The 21,193-nt window shown below is 41.4% G+C and carries 7 protein-coding genes; all 7 read right to left on the bottom strand.

Features of this window, described 5'->3' with window-relative positions; translation table 11 throughout:
• Window positions 1-37: 37 nt before the first annotated feature.
• The gene (locus DP117_RS07610) at window positions 38-1,417 is read right to left on the bottom strand and encodes a cytochrome P450 (RefSeq protein WP_169217714.1); all 1,380 of its coding nucleotides are present in this window, start codon (window positions 1,415-1,417) and stop codon (window positions 38-40) included.
• Window positions 1,418-1,436: 19 nt separating this feature from the next.
• The gene (locus DP117_RS07605) at window positions 1,437-5,531 is read right to left on the bottom strand and encodes a non-ribosomal peptide synthetase (protein WP_169217721.1); all 4,095 of its coding nucleotides are present in this window, start codon (window positions 5,529-5,531) and stop codon (window positions 1,437-1,439) included.
• Between the two features lie 113 nt (window positions 5,532-5,644).
• On the bottom strand, window positions 5,645-6,406 hold the full coding sequence (locus DP117_RS07600) for a class I SAM-dependent methyltransferase (protein ID WP_169217713.1): 762 nt from the start codon (window positions 6,404-6,406) through the stop codon (window positions 5,645-5,647).
• Between the two features lie 101 nt (window positions 6,407-6,507).
• Window positions 6,508-11,148 (bottom strand): type I polyketide synthase, encoded by a 4,641-nt coding sequence (locus DP117_RS07595; RefSeq protein WP_169217712.1) that lies wholly within the window; start codon window positions 11,146-11,148, stop codon window positions 6,508-6,510.
• Window positions 11,141-15,862, bottom strand: a complete 4,722-nt coding sequence (locus tag DP117_RS07590) for a type I polyketide synthase (RefSeq protein WP_169217711.1) — start codon at window positions 15,860-15,862, stop codon at window positions 11,141-11,143. Before DP117_RS07590 ends, DP117_RS07595 begins: the two co-directional genes overlap by 8 nt.
• Window positions 15,863-16,056: 194 nt before the next feature.
• Window positions 16,057-17,817 (bottom strand): pyridoxal-dependent aspartate 1-decarboxylase PanP, encoded by a 1,761-nt coding sequence (panP, locus tag DP117_RS07585; RefSeq protein WP_248277578.1) that lies wholly within the window; start codon window positions 17,815-17,817, stop codon window positions 16,057-16,059.
• On the bottom strand, window positions 17,777-21,184 hold the full coding sequence (locus DP117_RS07580) for a non-ribosomal peptide synthetase (protein ID WP_169217710.1): 3,408 nt from the start codon (window positions 21,182-21,184) through the stop codon (window positions 17,777-17,779). The genes panP and DP117_RS07580 overlap by 41 nt, the downstream gene beginning before the upstream one ends.
• Between the last annotated feature and the right edge of the window lie 9 nt (window positions 21,185-21,193).

The raw sequence follows: 21,193 nt of genomic DNA, 5'->3' as shown, positions 1-21,193 counted from the left end.
ATGTTTACGGAACGGAATCAAAAACTAAATTCAGATACTAAACTGAACCAAAAACCAATGGCTGCGACTGTCCTTGATGCTGACGCCGACCATACATGACCATCTTGACGCCGCTGGCGGGATAACAAATTAAACCTCCAAATTTGGGGCGTTCTGGATGCTTACTGACTAGACCTAATTGATAGCGTGAAAGAATCGTCGCCAATACCAGCTTCATTTCAAATAGGGCAAAAGTTGCTCCGATACAAACACGAGCACCGCCGCCAAAGGGAAGAAATTCGTAGTTTGAAAATTGTTTTTCCAAAAAGCGTTCTGGCTTGAACTCCTTCGGCTGTGGATATAAATCTTCACGCTGATGCGTCAAATAAATATTACCAATGAGCACCGTACCCGGACTCAACTCATAGCCCATTACCTCAACTGGCGACTCTACCAACCTCGGAAACGTGAATAACTGAGTTGGGTAAATTCGCAAAACTTCGTTACAAACAGCATTGAGGTAGGGTAAAGCAACAATGCTCATGGGATCTGGGGATTCACCAAGGCGATCGAGTTCCTCAAGCAGTCGCTCACGTACAGAAGGTAAACGGTGAATCCAGTACAAAGACCACGCTAAAGCAGTTCCTGAAGCATCTTGAGCAGCAAATATAGGTGATAATAGGAGGTCGCGCACCTCTTCATCACTTAATGGTTCACCTGTTTCATCACGAGCAACTATGAGATCCGAAAGGATGTCAGTACGTGAAGAATCTGCTTGCTCGCGTCGTTCTTGGACTGAAGCGTACAGTGATTGGAAAAGTTCTCGCCTCAGGTGAAGACGGTATCCCGTTGGACTCCACTGACCTAAATCCTGTTGTCCAAAAGGAAGTTTTGTGAGGATCTCAAATAGAGGAGATTGCGAATATTTGATTATAGAAGCAAATAGATGCTTGATTTTGTCATAGCGCTCTCCCTCACGTAATCCCATCACAACCTCAATACCCACCCGGAGGGTGATATCTTCGATGGTAGGGTAAGCAACGAAAGGTTTTCCAATCGCCTGTTGACTGATGATTTTTTCTGTGAGCTCACAGATACGTCGCCCACAGGCTTGCATCCGCTCTCCGTGAAAAGCTTGCATTAAGAGCTTGCGCCGATGTTTATGGCGCAAACCATCCAGTTGAAGGACTCCTTGGTTTCCTGTACCCGGAGCGAAACTTCTGTTTAATGCGCCCCTAGCTGTAATTTCTTTAGTATTAGTGAAAATCTGCTTAATCCCTAAGGGATTGCTAATATGCACTGTTGGTGTAGAACCAGACATGATGGTCACCATGTCACCATAACGTTTGTAAACAGCATCCATATAGCCAAAGGGATCAGCCTGGAATTGCTGGTTCAACAGCCAACTAGGGGTTTTCGGTCCTGCGGGTAGTGTCATCGATATATACTCCCGTCCTTTATACTACACTATACAGAGCATTATCAATACAAATTCTCAATTCCTTGGCTAATTCTTGAATATTCGGTTCGACGAACATCGAGAAATGATCCCCTGGAACTTCAACAACTTGAATAGGTTGACTGGAACATTTCCCCCAACCTAATAAAGGGTCATCAGTATGAAATTCTGGACTTTCAAAGTCATGAATAATTTCCTCTTTTGCTCGAATGAGAGTCATGGAGTAAGGATAAGCCTGCGGAACGTAATCTCGCATAGCTTGGACATGAGCTTTAAATAATTTGTAATAGCTCAGAAAATCTTTAATTTCTGTATCGCTAAAGATGAAATTAGCTTTTTGATTCACCAAATGAAATTGTTCATCTACAGACAAATCTCTGAGTTCCTCAAAAGGAAGAGAAAAGTCTATGTTATTATTAGTTTTTATCGATTCCGCCATGCGGAGTAAGAATTTTGCATCATCATCTTCCGCTGGTTGAATAACAGTTTCTGGTAAAATAGCATCAATAACAACTAATAAATCTACTGTTTCACCTTGTCTTTGCAATTGCTGTGCCATTTCAAAGGCAAGGACACCACCGTAACAAAAACCTCCTAAAAGATAAGGACCATTCGGTTGCACCTGACGAATTTCTTGGAGGTAGCGAACTGCTGTTTCCTCCACCGAAATAACTTCTGGTTCCTCCTCGTTAGGAGTATGTTGCAAGGCATAAAATGGATAGTCCTCACCAAGTCTTCTGGACAAATTAAAGTAGTGACGAACACCTCCACCAGCGCCATGCATACAAAAGAAAGGAATTTTAGAACCAGAAGACTGAATTGCAACCAGATGAGAATTGGAACTCTCACGGGCTGGCTCTTTGACAATAGTTGCTAGTCTTTCAATAGTCGGGTTTTCAAAAAGAGTAGATAGGGGAAGATTATGCCCAAATCTATCATGAATTTGAGCCATTAAGCGAACAGCTAAAAAAGAGTGACCACCTAAGTCAAAGAAGTTATCTGTTACTCCAATCGGACTAGTATTTAGGAGATTTTCCCAAGTTTTCACCAAAGCTAATTCCGTAAAATTCCGGGGAGCAATGAACGATGGAGTAGCGTTTAGTCGAATAAAATCGTCAGTCGGAAGTGCTCGCTTATCTACTTTGCCATTGGGTGTCAGTGGGAGGGCATCTAATACCACGAAACCAGATGGTATCATGTAATTCGGCAGTTTCTGTTGCAAGGAGTGCGACAATTGTGACACGATGTCTTGCTTATCCGTGACGACATATGCAATCAGACCCTTTGAGCCTTGAGCATCATCAGCAGTGATGACAATAGATTCTCGGACATCTGGATGTTGTCCAATTGCAGCTGCAATTTCTCCTAATTCCACCCGGAAACCACGGATTTTAACTTGGTCATCACGGCGACCAAAATACTCAAGATTTCCATCGTTAAGATAACGCACCAAGTCACCAGTTTTATAAAGCTTAGTTCCTGGAACAAAAGGATTATCAATAAACCTTTCTTGAGTTAATTGTGTCCGATGCAAATATCCATTTGCCAATCCATCACCACCAATATATAATTCTCCAACAACTCCCACAGATGTTGGTTGCAAATGGCTATTCAATACATAGACCTGAGTATTGTCAATCGGACGACCGATGGGAATACTAGTTGCTTGTTTTGGCAATAAACTTGTGTCATAGTAAGTCACATTAGCAGAAACTTCTGATGAGCCATAGAGGTTTATTAGCTTTGCAAATGGCATTAATTCTTGAAATGTTTGAGCTAAACTAATAGACAGCGCTTCCCCACTCGTTATCCAGAGTGTTAAATGCGATAAATTCTTAATCAGATGACTGTAGCTATCCAGAAGTAAGCGCAGCAGTGAAGGAACAAGTACGATACGCGTAACTTTGTGATGTGCTAGAGTTTCTATGAACAATTGTGGATCTTTTACAATTACATCTGGAATAATAACAGTAGGAATGCCGTGAAGTAAGGGAGCAAATATTTCCCATACTGAGTCTACAAAGCTAATCGCTGTTTTCTGACAACAAACCTCTTGTTTTGTAAAGGGATAGGTTTTCCATAACCAGTGTAAGCCATTGACTGTACCGCGATGAGTTCCGAGAACACCTTTAGGAGTTCCAGTAGAGCCAGAAGTGTAGATAACATAGGCGAGATTATCAGCTTTTGACAGATTGGTAGGGTTTTGCTGACTTTCTCGACTAATTTCGTCAAAGTGGATGTCCAAGCAAACGGTTTTAGCTGAAGAAGTCGGTAGCTTTTCTAAAATCTCGTGTTGGGTGATTAACACCTCGGCTTGAGAATCAGAAAGCATGAAACCAAGACGTTCTACCGGATAACTTGGATCGAGAGGAATGTATGCACCGCCTGCTTTGAGAACAGCTAAAATTCCCACAATCATTTCTATGGAACGTTCCAGACAAATGGCGACGAGGGTTTCTTCTGTGACACCTTGTTTTTGTAAATAATGAGCAAGCTGATTAACTCTTTGGTTGAGTTGACGATAAGTCAGTTGTTCTGATTGACTAATTAAAGCTAACGAATCAGGAGAATGTTCAACTTGGTGTTCAAATAATTGATCAAGGGAAGTATCTTGAGGATAATCTGCGCTCTTTTGATTCCACTCAAATAATAGTTGCTGTCGCTCAAGAGATGTGAGTGGTGATAATTCACAGATGCGCTGTTCTGGATTTGCAACAATCCTTTCCAATAAAGTTTGGAAATGAATTATGAATCGGGTAATTGTTGCATCCTCAAAAATGTCTGTATTATATTCCAAAAACCCTGTTAATCCCTGTTGAGATTCAGACATCGACAGGAAAATATCCAACTGTGCTGTACCGCTATCGAACTGCAAAGTACGCAAAGTTAAACCAGAAACAGATTGCACAGATGTTGGAGTGTTTTGCAAGACAAACATCACCTCATACAATGGATTTCGGCTTAAATCACGCTGTGGTTGTAATTCCTCTACAAGCATCTCGAAAGGTAAATCCTGATGTGCATAAGCTGATAAAGTACACTCACGCACCCGATGTAATAGTTCCTGGAAGCTGGGATTACCACTGAGGTTATTACGCAACACCAAAGTATTCACAAACAAACCCAGCATTCCTTCTAGTTCGGATCGGTTCCGGTTTGCTATTGGAGAACCAATGAGAATGTCTTCTTGCTCTGTGTAGTAGTATAGCAATATATTAAATGCTGCCAGCAGAGTCATAAATAAAGTGGCGTCTTCTCGCTGGCTCAATTGATTGAGTGCATCTGTCAGGGTTTTGGAGAAGGTAAAATATTGCTTTGCACCGGTAAAGGTGGTAAGATTTGGTCGTGGACGGTCTGTTGGTAACTGTAGGACAGGTAATTCACCCTTTAGTTGTTGTTTCCAGTAATTGAGTTGAGTTTTGAGTAGTGTACCTTGTAGGCGATCGCGCTGCCAAATTGCAAAATCTGCATATTGAATAGGGAGTTCAGGTAAACCAGAAGGTTGATTTGTAGAGAACCCTGCATATAATGTTGCCAACTCCCGTAAGAATACACCAATAGACCATCCATCTGTAATAATATGGTGCATGGTCAAAAGGAAAACGTGCTCTTGTTCACCCAAGCGCAATAAAGTTGCTCTGACCAGAGGTCCAGTCGCTAAATTGAAGGATTTTTTGGCTTCAATAACTGCAAGTTGTTTAATCTCTTCTTCCCAATTTTGACCAGATAAATGTTCTAGGTTGATAATGGGTAAATCCCAAGTTAATTCGGGCGCAATCTCCTGTACTGGTTGTCCATTGACAAGTGCAAAAGTCGTGCGCCAAACTTCATGACGCTTGAGAATTTCATTAAGACTTTGCTGTAGTGCTGTAATATTAAGCTGTCCGGTTAAATGAAAGGCACTTGGAATATTGTAGAAGGAACTCCCGTGGTAAAGTTGGTCAATAAACCACAGCCTTTGTTGGGAGAAAGACAAGGGAATATTGTTGGAGTTTTGACGTTTGGGAATAGTATCAGCTTGAAATTTTCCTCCCTTCCATTTTTCCAGAAGAGCTTTCTTGGCAGGTGATAAGTTAGAGTATTTTTTATCCATTGCTGCGTCATAAGTCATGAAAACTTAACTAATTACGTTTGTCTTCTTTTTAAGCTAGATAATCACAAATAATAATTAACCCCTATTAACCCAGAAACTCTATCATTTTACTATCATGTTATAGACAGTTTACGACAAATAAAGCACGTAAAAACATCTCTTGCTTGACTTCCAAAATCTTTTAAACTATAGTGATTAATTTCTGTGAAACCCACATTTTCTAAACCAGACTGAACTTCTGCTAAGAAGTGATCTTTCCTTAACCAAGTCGTGTCTGAACGCTTCCATGTCCCCTCTACCAATTCAAAGCCAGTGACTTTGATTTCCCACATTCTTTTTTCCGGTTTGTAGTGGAATATTTCAATCAACGCACATTCGTCATTAACATTGACGTGATCGAAAATTGGCGGAGCGCTCTCATGTAACGAATCTGTCAATGGTATCGTGAACACAAAAAAACCATTATTTTGCAGTGCTGCATATACATTTCGGAAGACGGCTGTCAATTCTTCAATGTTTAGGATGAAGAGTAAAACAGTATCCGAAAAAACTGCATTGAAGGAGGGTAGCAACTCAAAATTACGTACATCACTAAGGATAAATTCACTCTCAGGTGAGTTTATTCTGGCATAGCGCAACAATGCTTCTGAAGCATCAAGTCCAGTCATTTGATACCCTCTGATATGAAGCTGTTGCACTAACTTACCTGAACCACAACCAAGGTCAAGAATACGTGCTTCCTTAGGGAGATGTCGTAACATTAATTGCTCTAAAACAGGTATTACGGCTTCCACTATATATTTATCCGAAGTCTTGAGTTCGTTCTGCATCCGGGCGATAGATTCATAATTTGGGATAGGACTGACTAAAGACATAAACTCTTTTTCCTGTTTTAAACAAATGTTTTAAGTCAAATCATTAAGAAAATGGGAATAAATTTACTGATTTCTAACCAGATTGGTAACTTTTATACTACTCAGCTTGCTTCATTAGCCAAAAGAACTGCAACTTCCTCTTCTGATAATTCTTCAATTTTCTCCATCAAAAGTTGTTCAATCATTTCTGCCTGTAATCGTGGTATCATTGCTTGCAGTAAAAGGTCACGCAATGGTAACTCTACTGGAAACTTTGCTCGTAATCGAGAAACGAGTTGAGTTGCAATCAGGGAGTCTCCTCCCAATTCATAGAAATTGTCGTAAATACCAACTTGTGCAATCCCAAGAACTTCTTGCCAGATTTCAGTAATTTGTTTTTCTAACTCGTTAGTCGGAGCAACATAGGAATTACCAAGGTTAGGTCTAGAATAGCTTGAGGATGAGTCTACTTGACTGGAAGATTTTGAATCTGGTAGAGAGTTGATATTAAATGTACGCTTGCACCTGGCTTTAAGATCTACCGTCGAAACAACAACCTGAGTTCCCTCTCCTAAAGAGAGTATCCGTTTAAATACTTCTACGCTTTCTGTCTCAGTGATGGCTAATTCCATCCCAGATGCTTGTCCAAGTGTTTTTTGTTCTTGGGTTGCATTGAGTTGTAACTTATCCCAATTTATGACAATCCACGGCAGAGAGTTAGTTTGATTATGTCTCTGACTAAAGGTATCTATTAACTGATTAACTCCTGCATATAAAGATAACCCAAATCCTCCCAAAATCGAAGATAAAGAAGAAAGAATGATACAAAAATCTAACTTTCGATTCTGTAAGACTTTTTCTAAGACAGCAATCTTATGAAGCTGAGAATCAAGCAGTTGTTCTAACTCTAGATTACCAATTTCTGCGATTGATAAAAATATATTTTTGCGGCTGATTCCAGTTGAATAGATAACTCCGTGAATTTGACCAATACTTTCAGATGCAAGGCTATGGTGCATTTGTTCATAATTAGTTGTATCTGCACGCAATACCAAAACTTCTGCAGCCAATTTCTCTAATTCTTGGAGTTTTTGGATTTTGCGACTCACTTCATCTTCAGTAGTGTGAGTTTCTAACCATTGTGAGTATTCTTCTTTTTCTGGAAAAGTGGAATCCTCGATAAATATGAGTGTCGCTTGTAAAGTTTTTGCTAGATATTCGGCTAGGACAACTCCAATACTTTCCAGTCCGCCAGCAAACAGATAAACACCCTGTTTTCTGAGTAGTGTTTTTTCTTCAACTGCTGACTCTAAACGTACTGGCTCAAATGTTTGTACCCAGCGATAGCGATCGCGATAAGCAACAACCAAGTCAGACGATAAAGCACTAAACTCATTTATAACTTGGTCAATAAGATGACTGTCACAATCTCCTCTTCTCTCCACGCTTCGTGCGTCTCTCTTGTTTGTTAAAACAACATCAATACTCCGACAAGTAATATTAGGATACTCTTGAGGAATCACCTTACACAACCCTAACACCGTTGCTTTTTCTGGGTCGAGAGTTTCATTACCACTGACTTCTTGGATATGGTTCGATATAACCCAGAGTTGCAAACGATCAGTGATTTTTTGATTGTTAATGGCTTGCGTTAAAAATAGCAAACTTTTGAATTCTAAAAATTCATCTACTTCGGGAGTATTTAACGTACTTACACTCCATAAATAGGCGATATTTCGCGGAGTTTTACCTAGTGTAATCAGCTCTTGGAACAACGCATCATAGTCATCACGATTTTGGGGATGAATCGCATAAATTCCCTCAGTTAATTTAGTGAATTGCTCTCCCACCTTCACCACAATGACATTTTTACCACTCTGTTGGAGTCTATTAACTAACTCGGAACCCACCCCACATTCATCAATAAACAATAACCACTGCTCATTCCCTGTTTCTTCGTCAGATGAGAAAGTTGAATTCGGTAGTAAAGAACGTTTCCATGAAGGAATATAGAACCAGTCAGCAATGTCTTGTCTTTTGTCTAATGTTACTGGCTTATTACTTGGAGAAGATGATGGAAATTTAGCATCAATCCAGTATCTTTGTCGCTCAAAAGGGTAAGTGGGTAAAGGTAGACGATGACGTTGCTCGTGAGTATAAAATCCAGACCAATCTATTTCTACTCCAAAAAGCCACAACCGACCTAATGTTTGTAATAAAAAGCTAACATCTGATTGTTGCTCTTTAGCATGAGCTAAAGAAGTTAAAACTTGCTGTTTTGCTCCTGGTTGAAGATGCTGTGTTGTTAATGTACTTAACGTCCGCCCCGGACCCACTTCCAGAAAAACACCTTCAAACTGTTGCAAGAGTTGAGATATACCGGAGGAAAACTTCACAGTTTGTCGCAGATGTTGACTCCAGTAAGTAGGATTTGTAGCTTGTTCATCCGTAATCCACGTACCAGTGACATTGGAAATGAAGTGAATACGCGGTGAGTTTAGCTTCACTTTTTTCAGGGCTTGCACGAATTGTTCTAAAATGGGTTCCATCATCACAGAATGAAACGCATGAGATGTATGCAATAGCCGACATTCTATTTCTTGTGAAGATAATTGGTTTTGAAGTGTGGCGATCGCATCAATTGAACCGGAAACAACGCACGAGGATGGACTGTTTATTGCTGCTATTTGTACAGATGCGCGATCGTCCGTGTGGACATCCAAAAGCGATTGGACATCTTGTGCTGGAAGTGGAATTGCCAACATACTTCCTGTGGGCAATTGTTGCATCAATTGTCCTCTTTTAGCGACAATAGCTAAGGCATCTTCCAGGGAGAAGACACCTGCAATTGTTGCTGCGACATATTCCCCGATGCTGTGACCAATCATCGCCTCTGGACGTACTCCCCATTCCATCCATAACTGGGCGAGGGCATATTCAATAACAAACAGTGCGCTTTGGGTAATTGCTGTTTGTTGTAGTTGTAGAGAAGCTGCTTTGGTGTGTTTTTCTTCTGGAAAGAGTATATGGCGGATGTCAAGACCAAGGTGGGGTTGGAGAATCTGCGCGCAAGTATCTACATGTTTTTTGAAGGTCGGTTCGACTTGATACAGTTCCTGCCCCATATTCACATATTGCGCTCCTTGTCCAGAAAACATGAAGATGACTGAACAGTGGCTGGGTTTGTGGTGGTAAGTGAAAACACGTTGTGGGTCTTGGGATGTCAGCGTTTTGACTGCATCCTCCCAGTCGTGACATACTACCATGCGACGATGCTCAAATGCTCGACGACCTACCTGTAGGGTGTGAGCCACATCAGGCAGGTTAATATCGGGATATTGCTGGAGGTGATTTGCTAAATTTGCCGTTGCAGTTTCTAGGGCTGTACTGGTTTTGGCTGACAATAGCAACAACTGCCAGGGACGTGAAGTACTTGAGGGCGCAACAACTGGGGCTTGTTCCAAGATAACATGGGCATTAGTTCCTCCTATACCAAAAGAACTGACTCCTGCTCGGCGAGGAGTCCCGTTGGTATTCCACTCTGACAACGTAGTATTGACGTAGAAAGGACTATTGGCGAAATCTATCTCAGGATTTGGTTGTTCAAAGTGCAGACTGGGAGGTATTTGTTTATTTTTCAGGGCTTGGACGGTTTTGATTAAGCCACTCATACCAGAAGCTATATTCAAATGTCCAACATTAGGTTTTACTGAACCGATTCTACAAAAGCCCTTTTTTTTAGTGCGGGCTTCAAACACCTTTTTAAGGGCACTAATTTCAATAGGATCTCCCAAGGCTGTACCGGTTCCGTGAGCCTCAATGTAAGTGATTGTTTCAGGAGCAAACCCAGCGATGGCTTGAGCCTCAGCAATCACCTCAGCTTGACCACCCACACTAGGAGCTGTGTAACCCACTTTCGCTGCACCATCGTTATTGATGGCTGAACCTTTGATTGCTGCGTGAATGCAGTCACCGTCTGCTAAGGCATCTTCTAATCTCTTGAGAACAACAATACCCACTCCGTCACCGAAAATAGTTCCCTGTGCTTTAGCATCAAAGGCGCGACAGTGACCATCAGGAGAAGTCATCCCCCCTTCTTCATAGAAATAACCTTGTTTTTGTGAAGACTGTATTGAAACACCCCCTGCCAAAGCCAAATCGCATTCGTAGTTCAGCAATGCTTGACACGCCGAATGAACAGCTACCAATGACGTAGAACAAGCTGTGCTGATATTTACACTCGGTCCTTTCAGGTTTAACTTGTATGAAACTCTTGTAGCTGGATAGTGCTGACCGTTACTCAATTCAACTAATGAACCCATCGATTTAATTAGGTCAGGGTTAGAACTGAATTTGCTTAGCAAATAGACACTTAGGTTAGTTCCTACGTAAACACCAGTCAACCCTTTGTCTGATCCAGGAACATAACCAGCAGTTTCTAGTGCTTCCCAAGCACACTCAAGGAGAATACGTTGTTGCGGGTCCATGATTTCGGCTTCCCTTGGGGAGAAATCGAAAAAGGGAGCGTCGAACAGCTCAATGTCAAAAAGACGAGCACCGGCTTTGATATAATTGGGATTGCTTAGTAATGCTGGGTCTATGCCTGAATCCTCTAATTCTTTATCACTGAAGAAAGAAATCGATTCTTGCCCATTGCACAGATTCTGCCAAAATTCATCAACATTTTTGGCTCCAGGAAAACGACCGACCATACCGATGACGGCTATGCCTTTGATGGAATCATGGATTTGTTGATTATCCATCTGCCTTCCTCCTTTGTTTCATTAATTGTCTTTTTTCTTGCATAGCCGCTTCTTTTTTGCTGGCACGTTCATCAGCTTGCTGAAATGTTGGCTCTTCAAGCTGCTTTCTTCCAAGATATTCTGCTAGAGCACTTATGGTTGAATATTCAAATAGGTCAGCTATTGATAAATTTTTGTTTAACGTTTTTAGAAGTTTACTGCGAACCTGAATTATGAGTAGTGAATCTCCACCTAATTCAAAGAAGTTATCATAGAGACCTACCTCTTTAATTCCAAGAACCTCTTGCCAGATAGTAGCAATGTTTTGCTCAATTTCATTTCTGGGAGCAACATAATCATTACTTAGTTCAGGTCGTGGATATTTAGAGCGTGATTCATTAACAGTTTCTAAAAATTCTAGAACTCGTTCTTCATCATAAGAACTATGCTGCTCTAGTGAATTCAGCAAGTCAGAAGGGGATATAACAACTTGGGGTATTGTTGTTCCTAAAATGCGTGTCAAAGCGTTCATACCCTCATCAGGTAATATTCCTTGCTTAAGATTTTCTGCACGCGATTGTTGAAGTTGTTGAGGTAATGCTGTGTTTACCGCCATCCCAACTTCTTGCCAAGCACCCCAGTTTATACTTGTGACAAATGTGCCACGTTTCGAGGAATTAGAATGAGCAAAGGCGTCAAGGAAAGCATTCGCTCCACAATAGTCTACCTGTCCAAATCCCCCCAGAATTGAAGCAGCTGATGATGTCAGGACAAACAAATCCAATTGAATGTCCTTTAAAATAGCATCCAGAACCAATGTCCCCTTGACTTTGGGAGCTAAAATACTTTCGGCTTCTTGCTGCGTTTTTCGCTGAATCACACCGCCGCCAGGAACTCCAGCTGTATGGATAACACCATTAAGTTGACCAAATTTTGACTCAGCTTGAGCAATAGCCGAATGCATTTGTTGTGTATTGCTCACATCAGCACTCACCACCAAAACTTCTGCACCCAACTGTTCGAGTTCTTGTACTTTGAGAATCTTGCGGCTGGTGCTATCAGTCTCATCGTGGGTGAGCAACCATTGTTCCCACTCGTCTCGGTTGGGCAAAGCTGTACGTCCAATCAACAGCAGTTTCGCTTGCACAGTTCTCGCCAAGTATTCTGCCATTACAAGTCCGATACCTCCGAGTCCACCTGTAATCAGATAGACTCCCTTTTCCCTTAATCGTGCCTTTCCAATTTTCGCTGAATCAAAGCGCACTGGCTCAAAAGATTGCACCCAACGATTAATACCTCGGTAAGCAACCACTTTGTCGGAGGTGGGGACTGTCAGTTCCATCAATAATTGTTCTACAAGTTTTTCTTCTTGCCAACTTCCAATTTCAGGAAGAATAACATCAAGACTCCGACATCTAATATTTGAGTATTCTTGAGATATAACTTTAATTGGTCCAAGTAAAGTTGCTTTCTCTGGACAAAGCACCTCAGTTCCTGTTACTGCTTGTAAGTTATTAGAAATAACTGTGATTTGTACTTCATCTGTAGTTTCCTGTTTTCCCAAAGCTTGGGCAAGAAATAGTAGACTGTAAAATCCTGTTTCTTGAGCTTTGTCAACTTCTTCAAGTTCTAATTCTTTATCATTTATAGGAGTGATGCTCCACAAATGAACAATCGTTTTTGGTAATTTCTGTTGTGTTAACAGTTCCTGGATTAAAGCATCGTAATCATAATTGTTTTGAGGATTTAGGGTATACTGGGACTCGTTGAGCTTGGTGAACTCACCTCCAACTTTTACGGTAATGACAGCCTGGTTTTGTTGTTCCAATCGTTGAACCAGTTTAGTACCCAAACCACACTCATCGATAAACACCAAAGTACAAGATTTTTGCTCTGCTAATTTCTCCTGATTCAGGGGTACTGGGGGTAAAGATGGTTTCCAAAAAGGAATATAGAACCAGTTGGCGATGTCGGGCTTTTTACCCAGTGACACAGATGTAGCACGGTCATCAATTCCTTGTTTTTTAGGTGAAATCCAGTATCTTTGTCGCTCAAAAGGATAGGTAGGTAAAGGCAAGCGATGACGCCGTTCGTGAGTATAAAATCCAGACCAATCTATTTCTACACCAAATAGCCACAACCGACCTAATGTTTGTAATAAAAAGCTAACATCTGATTGTTGTTCTTTGACATGACGTAAACAAGTCAACACAATTTGTTTTGCTTCTGGTTTGAGATGCTGTGTTGTTAATGTGCTTAACGTTCGTCCCGGACCCACCTCAAGGAAAACACCTTCAAACTGTTCTAACAGTTGAGATATCCCGGAGGAAAACTTCACAGTTTGTCGCAGATGTTGACCCCAGTAGTTGGGATTTGTAGCTTGTTCATCTTGTATCCACGTACCAGTGACATTAGAAATGAAGCGAATACGCGGTGGGTTTAGCTTCACTTTTTCCACGGCTTGCACAAATGGTTCTAAAATTGGTTCCATCATGTGGGAATGAAACGCATGAGATGTGTGCAATAGCCGACATTCTATTTGTTGTGAGGATAATTGGTTTTGGAGAGAGGCTATAGCATCAATGGAACCGGAAACTACGCACGAGGATGGACTGTTTATTGCTGCTATCTCTATAGATGCGCGATCGCCCTTTGGGCGGCTAAGAGCTGGAGCATCGCCCGTGTGGACATCCAAAAGCGATTGGACATCTTGTGCTGGAAGTGGAATTGCCAGCATACTGCCTGTGGGCAATTGTTGCATTAATTGTCCTCTTTTAGCGACAATTGCTAAGGCATCTTCTAGTGAGAAGACACCTGCAATTGTTGCTGCGACATATTCCCCGATGCTGTGACCAATCATCGCCTCTGGACGTACTCCCCATTCCATCCATAACTGGGCGAGGGCATATTCAATAACAAACAGTGCGCTTTGGGTAATTGCTGTTTGTTGTAGTTGTAGAGAAGCTGCTTTGGTGTGTTTTTCTTCTGGAAAGAGTATATGGCGGATGTCAAGACCAAGGTGGGGTTGGAGAATCTGCGCGCAAGTATCTACATGTTTTTTGAAGGTCGGTTCGACTTGATACAGTTCCTGCCCCATATTCACATATTGCGCTCCTTGTCCTGAAAACATGAAGATGACTGGACGGTGGCTGGATTTGTGGTGGTAAGTGAAAACACGTTGTGGGTCTTGGGATGTCAGCGCTTTGATTGCATCCTCCCAGTCGTGACATACTACCATGCGACGATGGTCAAATGCTCGACGACCTACCTGTAGGGTGTGAGCGACATCAGGCAGGTTAATATCGGGATATTGCTGGAGGTGAGTAGCTAAATTGGCTGTGGTAGTTTCTAAGGCTGTACTGGTTTTGGCACAGATTAGCAACAATTGCCAGGGACGTGAAGTACTTGAGGGTTCAATAACTGGCGCTTCTTCCAAGATAACATGGGCATTAGTCCCTCCTATACCAAAAGAACTGACTCCTGCTCTACGAGGAGTTCCATTAGTTTTCCAGTCGGATAATTTGGTATTAACGTAGAAAGGACTATTGACGAAATCTATCTGGGGATTGGGTTCCCTAAAGTGCAAACTGGGCGGTATTTGTTTATTTTTCAGGGCTTGTACTGTTTTGATTAAGCCAGTGACACCAGCAGCTGTATTCAAATGTCCGACATTAGTTTTTACTGAACCAATCGCACAAAATCCTTTTTTGTTGGTACTAGCACGAAAAGCCTGTGTAAGAGCCTTGATTTCAATGGGGTCTCCTAATGGAGTTCCAGTACCATGTGTCTCCACATATGTGATCGTATCAGGTTCAACTCCAGCTAAAGCAAGCGCTTCTAAAATGACTTCCCTTTGACCATCTACACTCGGCGCTGTGTAACCAACCTTTAAAGAACCATCGTTATTGATAGCCGAGGCTTTAATAACTGCATGAATAAAGTCACCATCTACAATCGCATCCTCTAATCTTTTCAAAACTACCACACCCAAACCACTGCCGAAAATAGTTCCTTTAGCTTCTGCATCAAAAGCTCGACAATGTCCGTCAGGAGAGTTTATTCCTCCTTCTTGATATCGATAACCAGTTTTTTGTGGTACTTTTATTGAAACACCACCAGCTAATCCAATATCACTTTCCCCATTCAGTAAACTTTGACAAGCTAAATGAACAGAAACTAATGATGTAGAACAAGTCGTTTGAACATTAATGCTTGGTCCAGTGAGATTTAACTTGTAAGAAATTTGTGTGGGTAGGTGGTCTTTATCATTACCTATAAAAATTTGGAAACCGTCTACTGATTCTATTAAGTCGCGGTTAGAATATATGTTGGAAAGGAGGTAAGAACTATAAGTGACACCAGCGAAAAGACCAATTTGACCAGTATAAGTTTCTGAGTTATAGCCAGCATTTTCTAGAGCTGACCAAACACATTCTAGAAATAGACGGTGTTGTGGATCTGTTATTTCAGCTTCTTTAGGAGAAAAGCCAAAGAATGAAGCATCAAATAATTCTATATCTTCTATAACAGTGCTTGCTTTTACATACAGAGGGTCATTGAATACTGTAGAGTTTATTCCTTGTGATACAAGTTCCTCTTCTGTAAAAAAAGAAATAGACTCTACACCATCTCGGATGTTTTGCCAAAAAAGGTCAATGTTTTGAGAACCAGGAAAACGACCCGTCATACCGATGATAGCTATTTCGTCTTTATCATTAAAGTTATTGATATTCATAAAATAAGTGACACTAAATTTATCTTATCTAATATTTGATTTAGATGTTTTTAGAGATTAAGCTTTTTTGTTTCATATTAAAACTTACGCATTTTCCTCTTTTGGTTTGTTTTTGTACCTCTTTGGTTTATGCAATCAAAATCATGAAGAAGTTTTTGCGTAAGTCCTACATCTGAAAAAGCAACTAATTATATTCACTGAAACTGGACTGATTTCTCACCAGCTTCTTGAAAATTTGAAATTTCAATTTCTGAAGCAATTTGAATCTGGTCATTTAAAACTGCATCAATATCTTCTTCTGTAGTTAATGGGTTGGCAAGTACTGCACGTAGGGCAATGATAGGAATTTCTTTACCAAAGCTAGTAGTTGTTTTTGTCGTCCGTGAAATGAAAGTACGACCAATTTGGCGCTGGATTTTCTGCAGGCGTTCATTAAATTCATCGATGAGTTGATTGTCGGTTTGAGTCAACTGTTTTTTAGCAACAAGCTCTCTCAATGGCGCAGGAATATATCGATAGAGAAGCAGGTTAGTATCAGGTTCTCCTAACAACTCAAACTCAGGCATGGTACAGATACGATCTGCCATATATTGAGTTTTCCGAATTCCTTCATCAATCAAAAATTCATATCCCTTAAGTCCAATCAGATTCAGCCCAGCATGCAAAAATAAAGCCATACCAGGTCGAGAACCTTCTAAAGCACGTTTACCTAAATCAAATGATCCCTTACGTATGGTGTAGCTTGCTTGCTTTTCAATTGCTTTTGCTATATGCGGATCGCGGAAAAAGACCAGACCAATGCCCATTGGCAAGTATAGTTGTTTATGTCCGTCAATGGTCACTGAATCAGCCCGTTCGATACCAGCAAGCTTATGCCGATGTTGTTGGGAAAAAATCAGTGGTCCACCCCACGCAGCATCTACGTGAAAATGAACATTCGCGGATTGTGCAATCTCTGCAATTTCTGTAAGGGAATCCACTCCACCTGAGTCTGTGGTGCCAGCAACGCCTATAATTGCAATAATAAGCAGGTTTTGGGCACGACACTCCATAACAGCTTGGCGTAGCGCCTGTATATTAACTCGATTGTTACTGTCAGTAGGGACTCTAATCAAACGATGCGTACCAATACCCATCAAATCTGCAGCTTTATCAAAAGAGAAATGCATCAATTCAGAGCCAATAATCGCTGCTCCTTTGTAGCCGTAGAAATCTAGGGCTGCGGCTAAGCCTTCTTTTTCTACACCAAGAAAATCATCTTTTGGTCCCAAAGCATTATTCCGGGCGCACCAAAGCGCCGTGATATTTGCCACTGTCCCGCCAGAAACCAAGATTCCTAGTGTACTTAGATTGTTTTGAATATGTTGAGCGTAGAAATTATCGTCGAAGTTGTAAATCAATCGATGCAACATTGCCAAAGCTTCACGTTCACAGAAACTGAGGGCTTTAGCTGTCTCTATTTTGACGGCGTTTTGGTTCATTGCCGTCATCAGTTTGGCAAGGGGACGCACAAAACAGGGAAGCGCCGAGGTCATGTGACCGATAAATTTTGGGGAAGATGTATGTATTGAGTGAGCAACAACGTTGTTGCCTAAGTATTGGAGATAGCTTTCAACATGAGCAGGTTGAACAGGTATTTGACTATCACAAAAACTTCCTAATAAGGAGTCTAAATCAATGTCGGTGTTGGCATCAAGGGTGCTTAAAAAATCTTGAGAAAATTTATTAGTTATTTTATTTATTTCTTCTTCAAGAAATGTAGTATGACTAGATGAAGCAAACAGTTGCCTCACTTGTTCTTGAATATCATAATGTGGTGCTTTCTCAGTTTCAAGAAAGTAGTTTTGGTTTGCCATTTCTTGTTTGCTTAATGTCATCTTGTATCCTTGAAGAATTTGATTTTCTACAGTTGCTTTATTGAGATGAAACACCTTTTTGTGCTGTTCGATGTTCAATTCTTGCTTGTTTGCGGCGTTGTACTGAGGCGGTTCTGCTTTCAGAGCGATGAGAATGTTGTGTAAAAGACTCTTGTTCGCTTGACTCCTGACCCAGATATGTAGCTAGGCGATTTATCGTTGGATATTGAAACATTTCAACTAAGGGGAAATTTCGCTGAAAGATGTTTTGCAATTTGCTATGAACTTGAACCAAGAGTAATGAGTGTCCGCCGAGTTCAAAGAAGTTATCATGGATTCCTACGTCCGAAATCTGAAGTACTTCTTGCCAGATAGTAGCAATAGTTTTTTCGACTTCAGTTTGGGGTGGCTGATAAACTGCTTTCAACTCGGGACGTGCTGTATCTGGTGCAGGCAATGCTTTGCGATCTACTTTACCATTAGGTGTGAGTGGCAGTGCCTCTAGCATCACAAAAGCTGCTGGTATCATGTAGTTTGGCAGCTTTAACTCCAGAAATTCCCGCAGTTGAGTTATTGTCAGGGTTTGCTCTTTTTGGGGGACGACATAAGCGACTATTCGTTGAGAATCGCCTGAATCTGAGCTAACGACAACTACAGTTTCTCGGACTGTTGGATGTTGGCTGATGGCTGCTTCAATTTCTCCAAGTTCAATGCGGAAACCACGAACTTTGACTTGATGGTCGATACGTCCTAAGTATTCAATCTCTCCATTTGGCAAATAACGTGCTAAATCCCCAGTTTTGTACAAGCGTGTCGCTGGTTGTTCACTAAAGGGGTTGGGAATGAATTTTTCTGCTGTCAATTCAGGGCGGTTTAAGTAGCCACGTGCTAGTCCATCCCCACCTATGTGCAGTTCCCCAGGTACTCCAACTCCAACAGGTTGTCTGTTTGCATCCAGTATATAGATCTGCGTATTGGCGATCGCATGACCAATTAAGACGCGCTCGGGTAAAGGTGCATGGGGATTGAGACTACAGCAAGTGACATCCGCAGATACTTCTGATGAACCGTAAAGGTTTAACAAAGTGCTATCTGGCAAACTCTGGCGAAATTGTTGTAGCAGATCAATTGAGAGTGCTTCACCACTGCTGACCCACAACTTCAATTGGGGTAGCTGGAACTGTAGGTTTGTGTATGTATTCAACAGTACACGTAATAAGGAGGGAACAAGTACTAATCGTGTCACATTGTTGTGAGCAAGAGTAGCTACAAACTGTTGTGGATTTTTGACAACCTCATCGGGCACAATAACTGTGGGTACGCCTTGGAGTAAAGGTCCAAAAATTTCCCACACTGAATCCACAAAGTTTAAGGATGTTTTCTGGCAACAAATTTCTCCTTGGACAAAAGGATAATTCTGCCACATCCAGTCAAAGCGATTGATTGCACCCCTATGCAGTCCAAAAACTCCCTTAGGCTGACCTGTTGAGCCAGAGGTGTAGATAACATAAGCTAGGTTATCGACTTTTGAAATACTGGTGGGGTTATCTTGGCAATATTTGCTAATGATATCCCAGTCGGTGTCGAAGCAAATCACTTGTGCTTTATGTTCAGGAAGTCTCTCTAGCAGCTTCTGCTGAGTTAGTAGTACTGAAACTTGAGAATCCGACAACATGAAAGCTAGACGTTCTTGTGGGTATGCTGGATCTAGCGGTACATAAGCACCACCCGCTTTGAGGATGCCTAAAAGTCCGATGATCATAGACACCGATCGCTCGACACAAATTCCCACCAATACCTCTGGTCCTACACCTAGCTTTTGCAAATAGTGTGCTAGTTGATTTGCTTTTGAGTTTAGTTCCCAATAGGTCAACTGTTGGTCTTCAAACACCAGTGCTATAGCTTCAGGCGTGCGTTCTACCTGAGCTTCAAATAACTGATGTATGCAGGTATCTGTGGGATAATCAGCTTGAGTGTCATTCCACTCCAGTACTAACTGGCGTCGCTCGGTTTCTGTTAAGAGCGATAACTCGGAAAGGCGCTGCTGTGGACTAGCAACAATACCCTTTAGCAAGGTCTGAAAATGTTCTACCATCCGAGTTATGGTAGTGATATCGAACAAATCAGTACTGTATTCAACCAGTCCTTTTATTCCTTGCTCTGTTTCCCATAAGTTGAAACGTAGCTCAAACTTTGCTGTCCGATTATCAAAAGCTAAGGGACTCACAGTTAGATCCGAAAGCTCCAATGCTTCCACTTGCGCTAGTTGCAAATCAAATTTGACCTGATACAAGGGTACCATTTGGCTCAGATTTCGCTCTGGATTCAAAACATCCACCAGCTTATCAAACGAGAGGTCTTGATGGTCATAAGCCCCCAGGGTTACCTTACGGACGCGATCAAGTAACTCCAGAAAAGTAGGGTTTCCAGACAGATTAGTACGCAACACTAAAGTGTTGATCAAAAAACCAATTAATCCCTCAGTCTCGACTCGATTGCGGTTAGCGATATCAGTTCCGACGACAATGTTATGTTGGTTAGTATATTTATATAGTAAGACCTTAAATACTGCTAATAATAATGTAAATAATGTTACCCCTTCCTGAGCACTCAAAGCTTTGAGAGCATTGGATAGGGTTTTAGATAACTCAAAAGACTGTTTTGCACCTTGATAAGTTGCGATGGCGCTTCGAGGTCTGTCGGTGGGCAGTTCTAAAATAGGAAGGTTAGCAAGTTGCTTCTTCCAGTAAGCCATCTGGGCTTTTAAAACCTCTCCTTGCAGATATTGTCGCTGCCAAATTGCCCAGTCTGCGTACTGGATTGGCAATTGAGGTAATGGAGAAGGTTGCTCACTAGAAAAAGCTTCGTAAAGGACTTTCATTTCCCGAACAAACACCCCCATAGACCACCGGTCAGAGATGATGTGATGTATTGTTAACAACAGCACATACTCTGTCTTTTGCAACTGTAAAAGAGTTATCCGCAGTAATAGTTTGGTAAGGTCAAAAGGTCGCTGGGCTTCTGCAATAGCAAGTCTTTGAACCTCCTGCTCTTTGTAAGGTGCTTCTTTGAGATCAATAATTGGTAATGTTACAGAATAGGCTGAACCAACAACTTGAACTGGTTGTCCCTCTGAATTGGTTAGAAAAGTTGTCCGCAAGGTTTCATGACGCCTGACAATTTCTGTAAATACTTTTTCTAGCAGTCCCACGTTCAGCTGACCTTCAAGACGTAAAGCGCTAGAAACATTGTAGGCACTATTGTCAGGATTTAACTGTTGGAAAAACCATAATCGCTGCTGAGCAAAGGACAAAGGTAACTCATTATGGTCTTTTCTTTTAGATATTTCTATTTTAGATGTTTCTAAAGTTTTTAGATGACTCAAGCCTTTCTGCTTGAGTCGTTTCTCAAATAGCATCCGTTGCTCTGGAGAAAGATCTGCAATTTGTTGAGAAAAATCACTCATTAGTCTTTA

Source organism: Brasilonema sp. UFV-L1 (genome assembly GCF_012912105.1).
GTDB lineage: Bacteria > Cyanobacteriota > Cyanobacteriia > Cyanobacteriales > Nostocaceae > Brasilonema.
This window is presented reverse-complemented; position numbering and strand designations above follow the sequence as displayed.

Bases quoted from the DNA above. Each gene is read 5' to 3' on its own strand.
- DP117_RS07610 (WP_169217714.1), bottom strand. From the start codon at position 1,417: ATGACACTACCCGCAGGACCGAAAACCCCTAGTTGGCTGTTGAACCAG.
- DP117_RS07605 (WP_169217721.1), bottom strand. From the start codon at position 5,531: ATGGATAAAAAATACTCTAACTTATCACCTGCCAAGAAAGCTCTTCTG.
- DP117_RS07600 (WP_169217713.1), bottom strand. From the start codon at position 6,406: ATGTCTTTAGTCAGTCCTATCCCAAATTATGAATCTATCGCCCGGATG.
- DP117_RS07595 (WP_169217712.1), bottom strand. From the start codon at position 11,148: ATGGATAATCAACAAATCCATGATTCCATCAAAGGCATAGCCGTCATC.
- DP117_RS07590 (WP_169217711.1), bottom strand. From the start codon at position 15,862: ATGAATATCAATAACTTTAATGATAAAGACGAAATAGCTATCATCGGT.
- DP117_RS07580 (WP_169217710.1), bottom strand. From the start codon at position 21,184: ATGAGTGATTTTTCTCAACAAATTGCAGATCTTTCTCCAGAGCAACGG.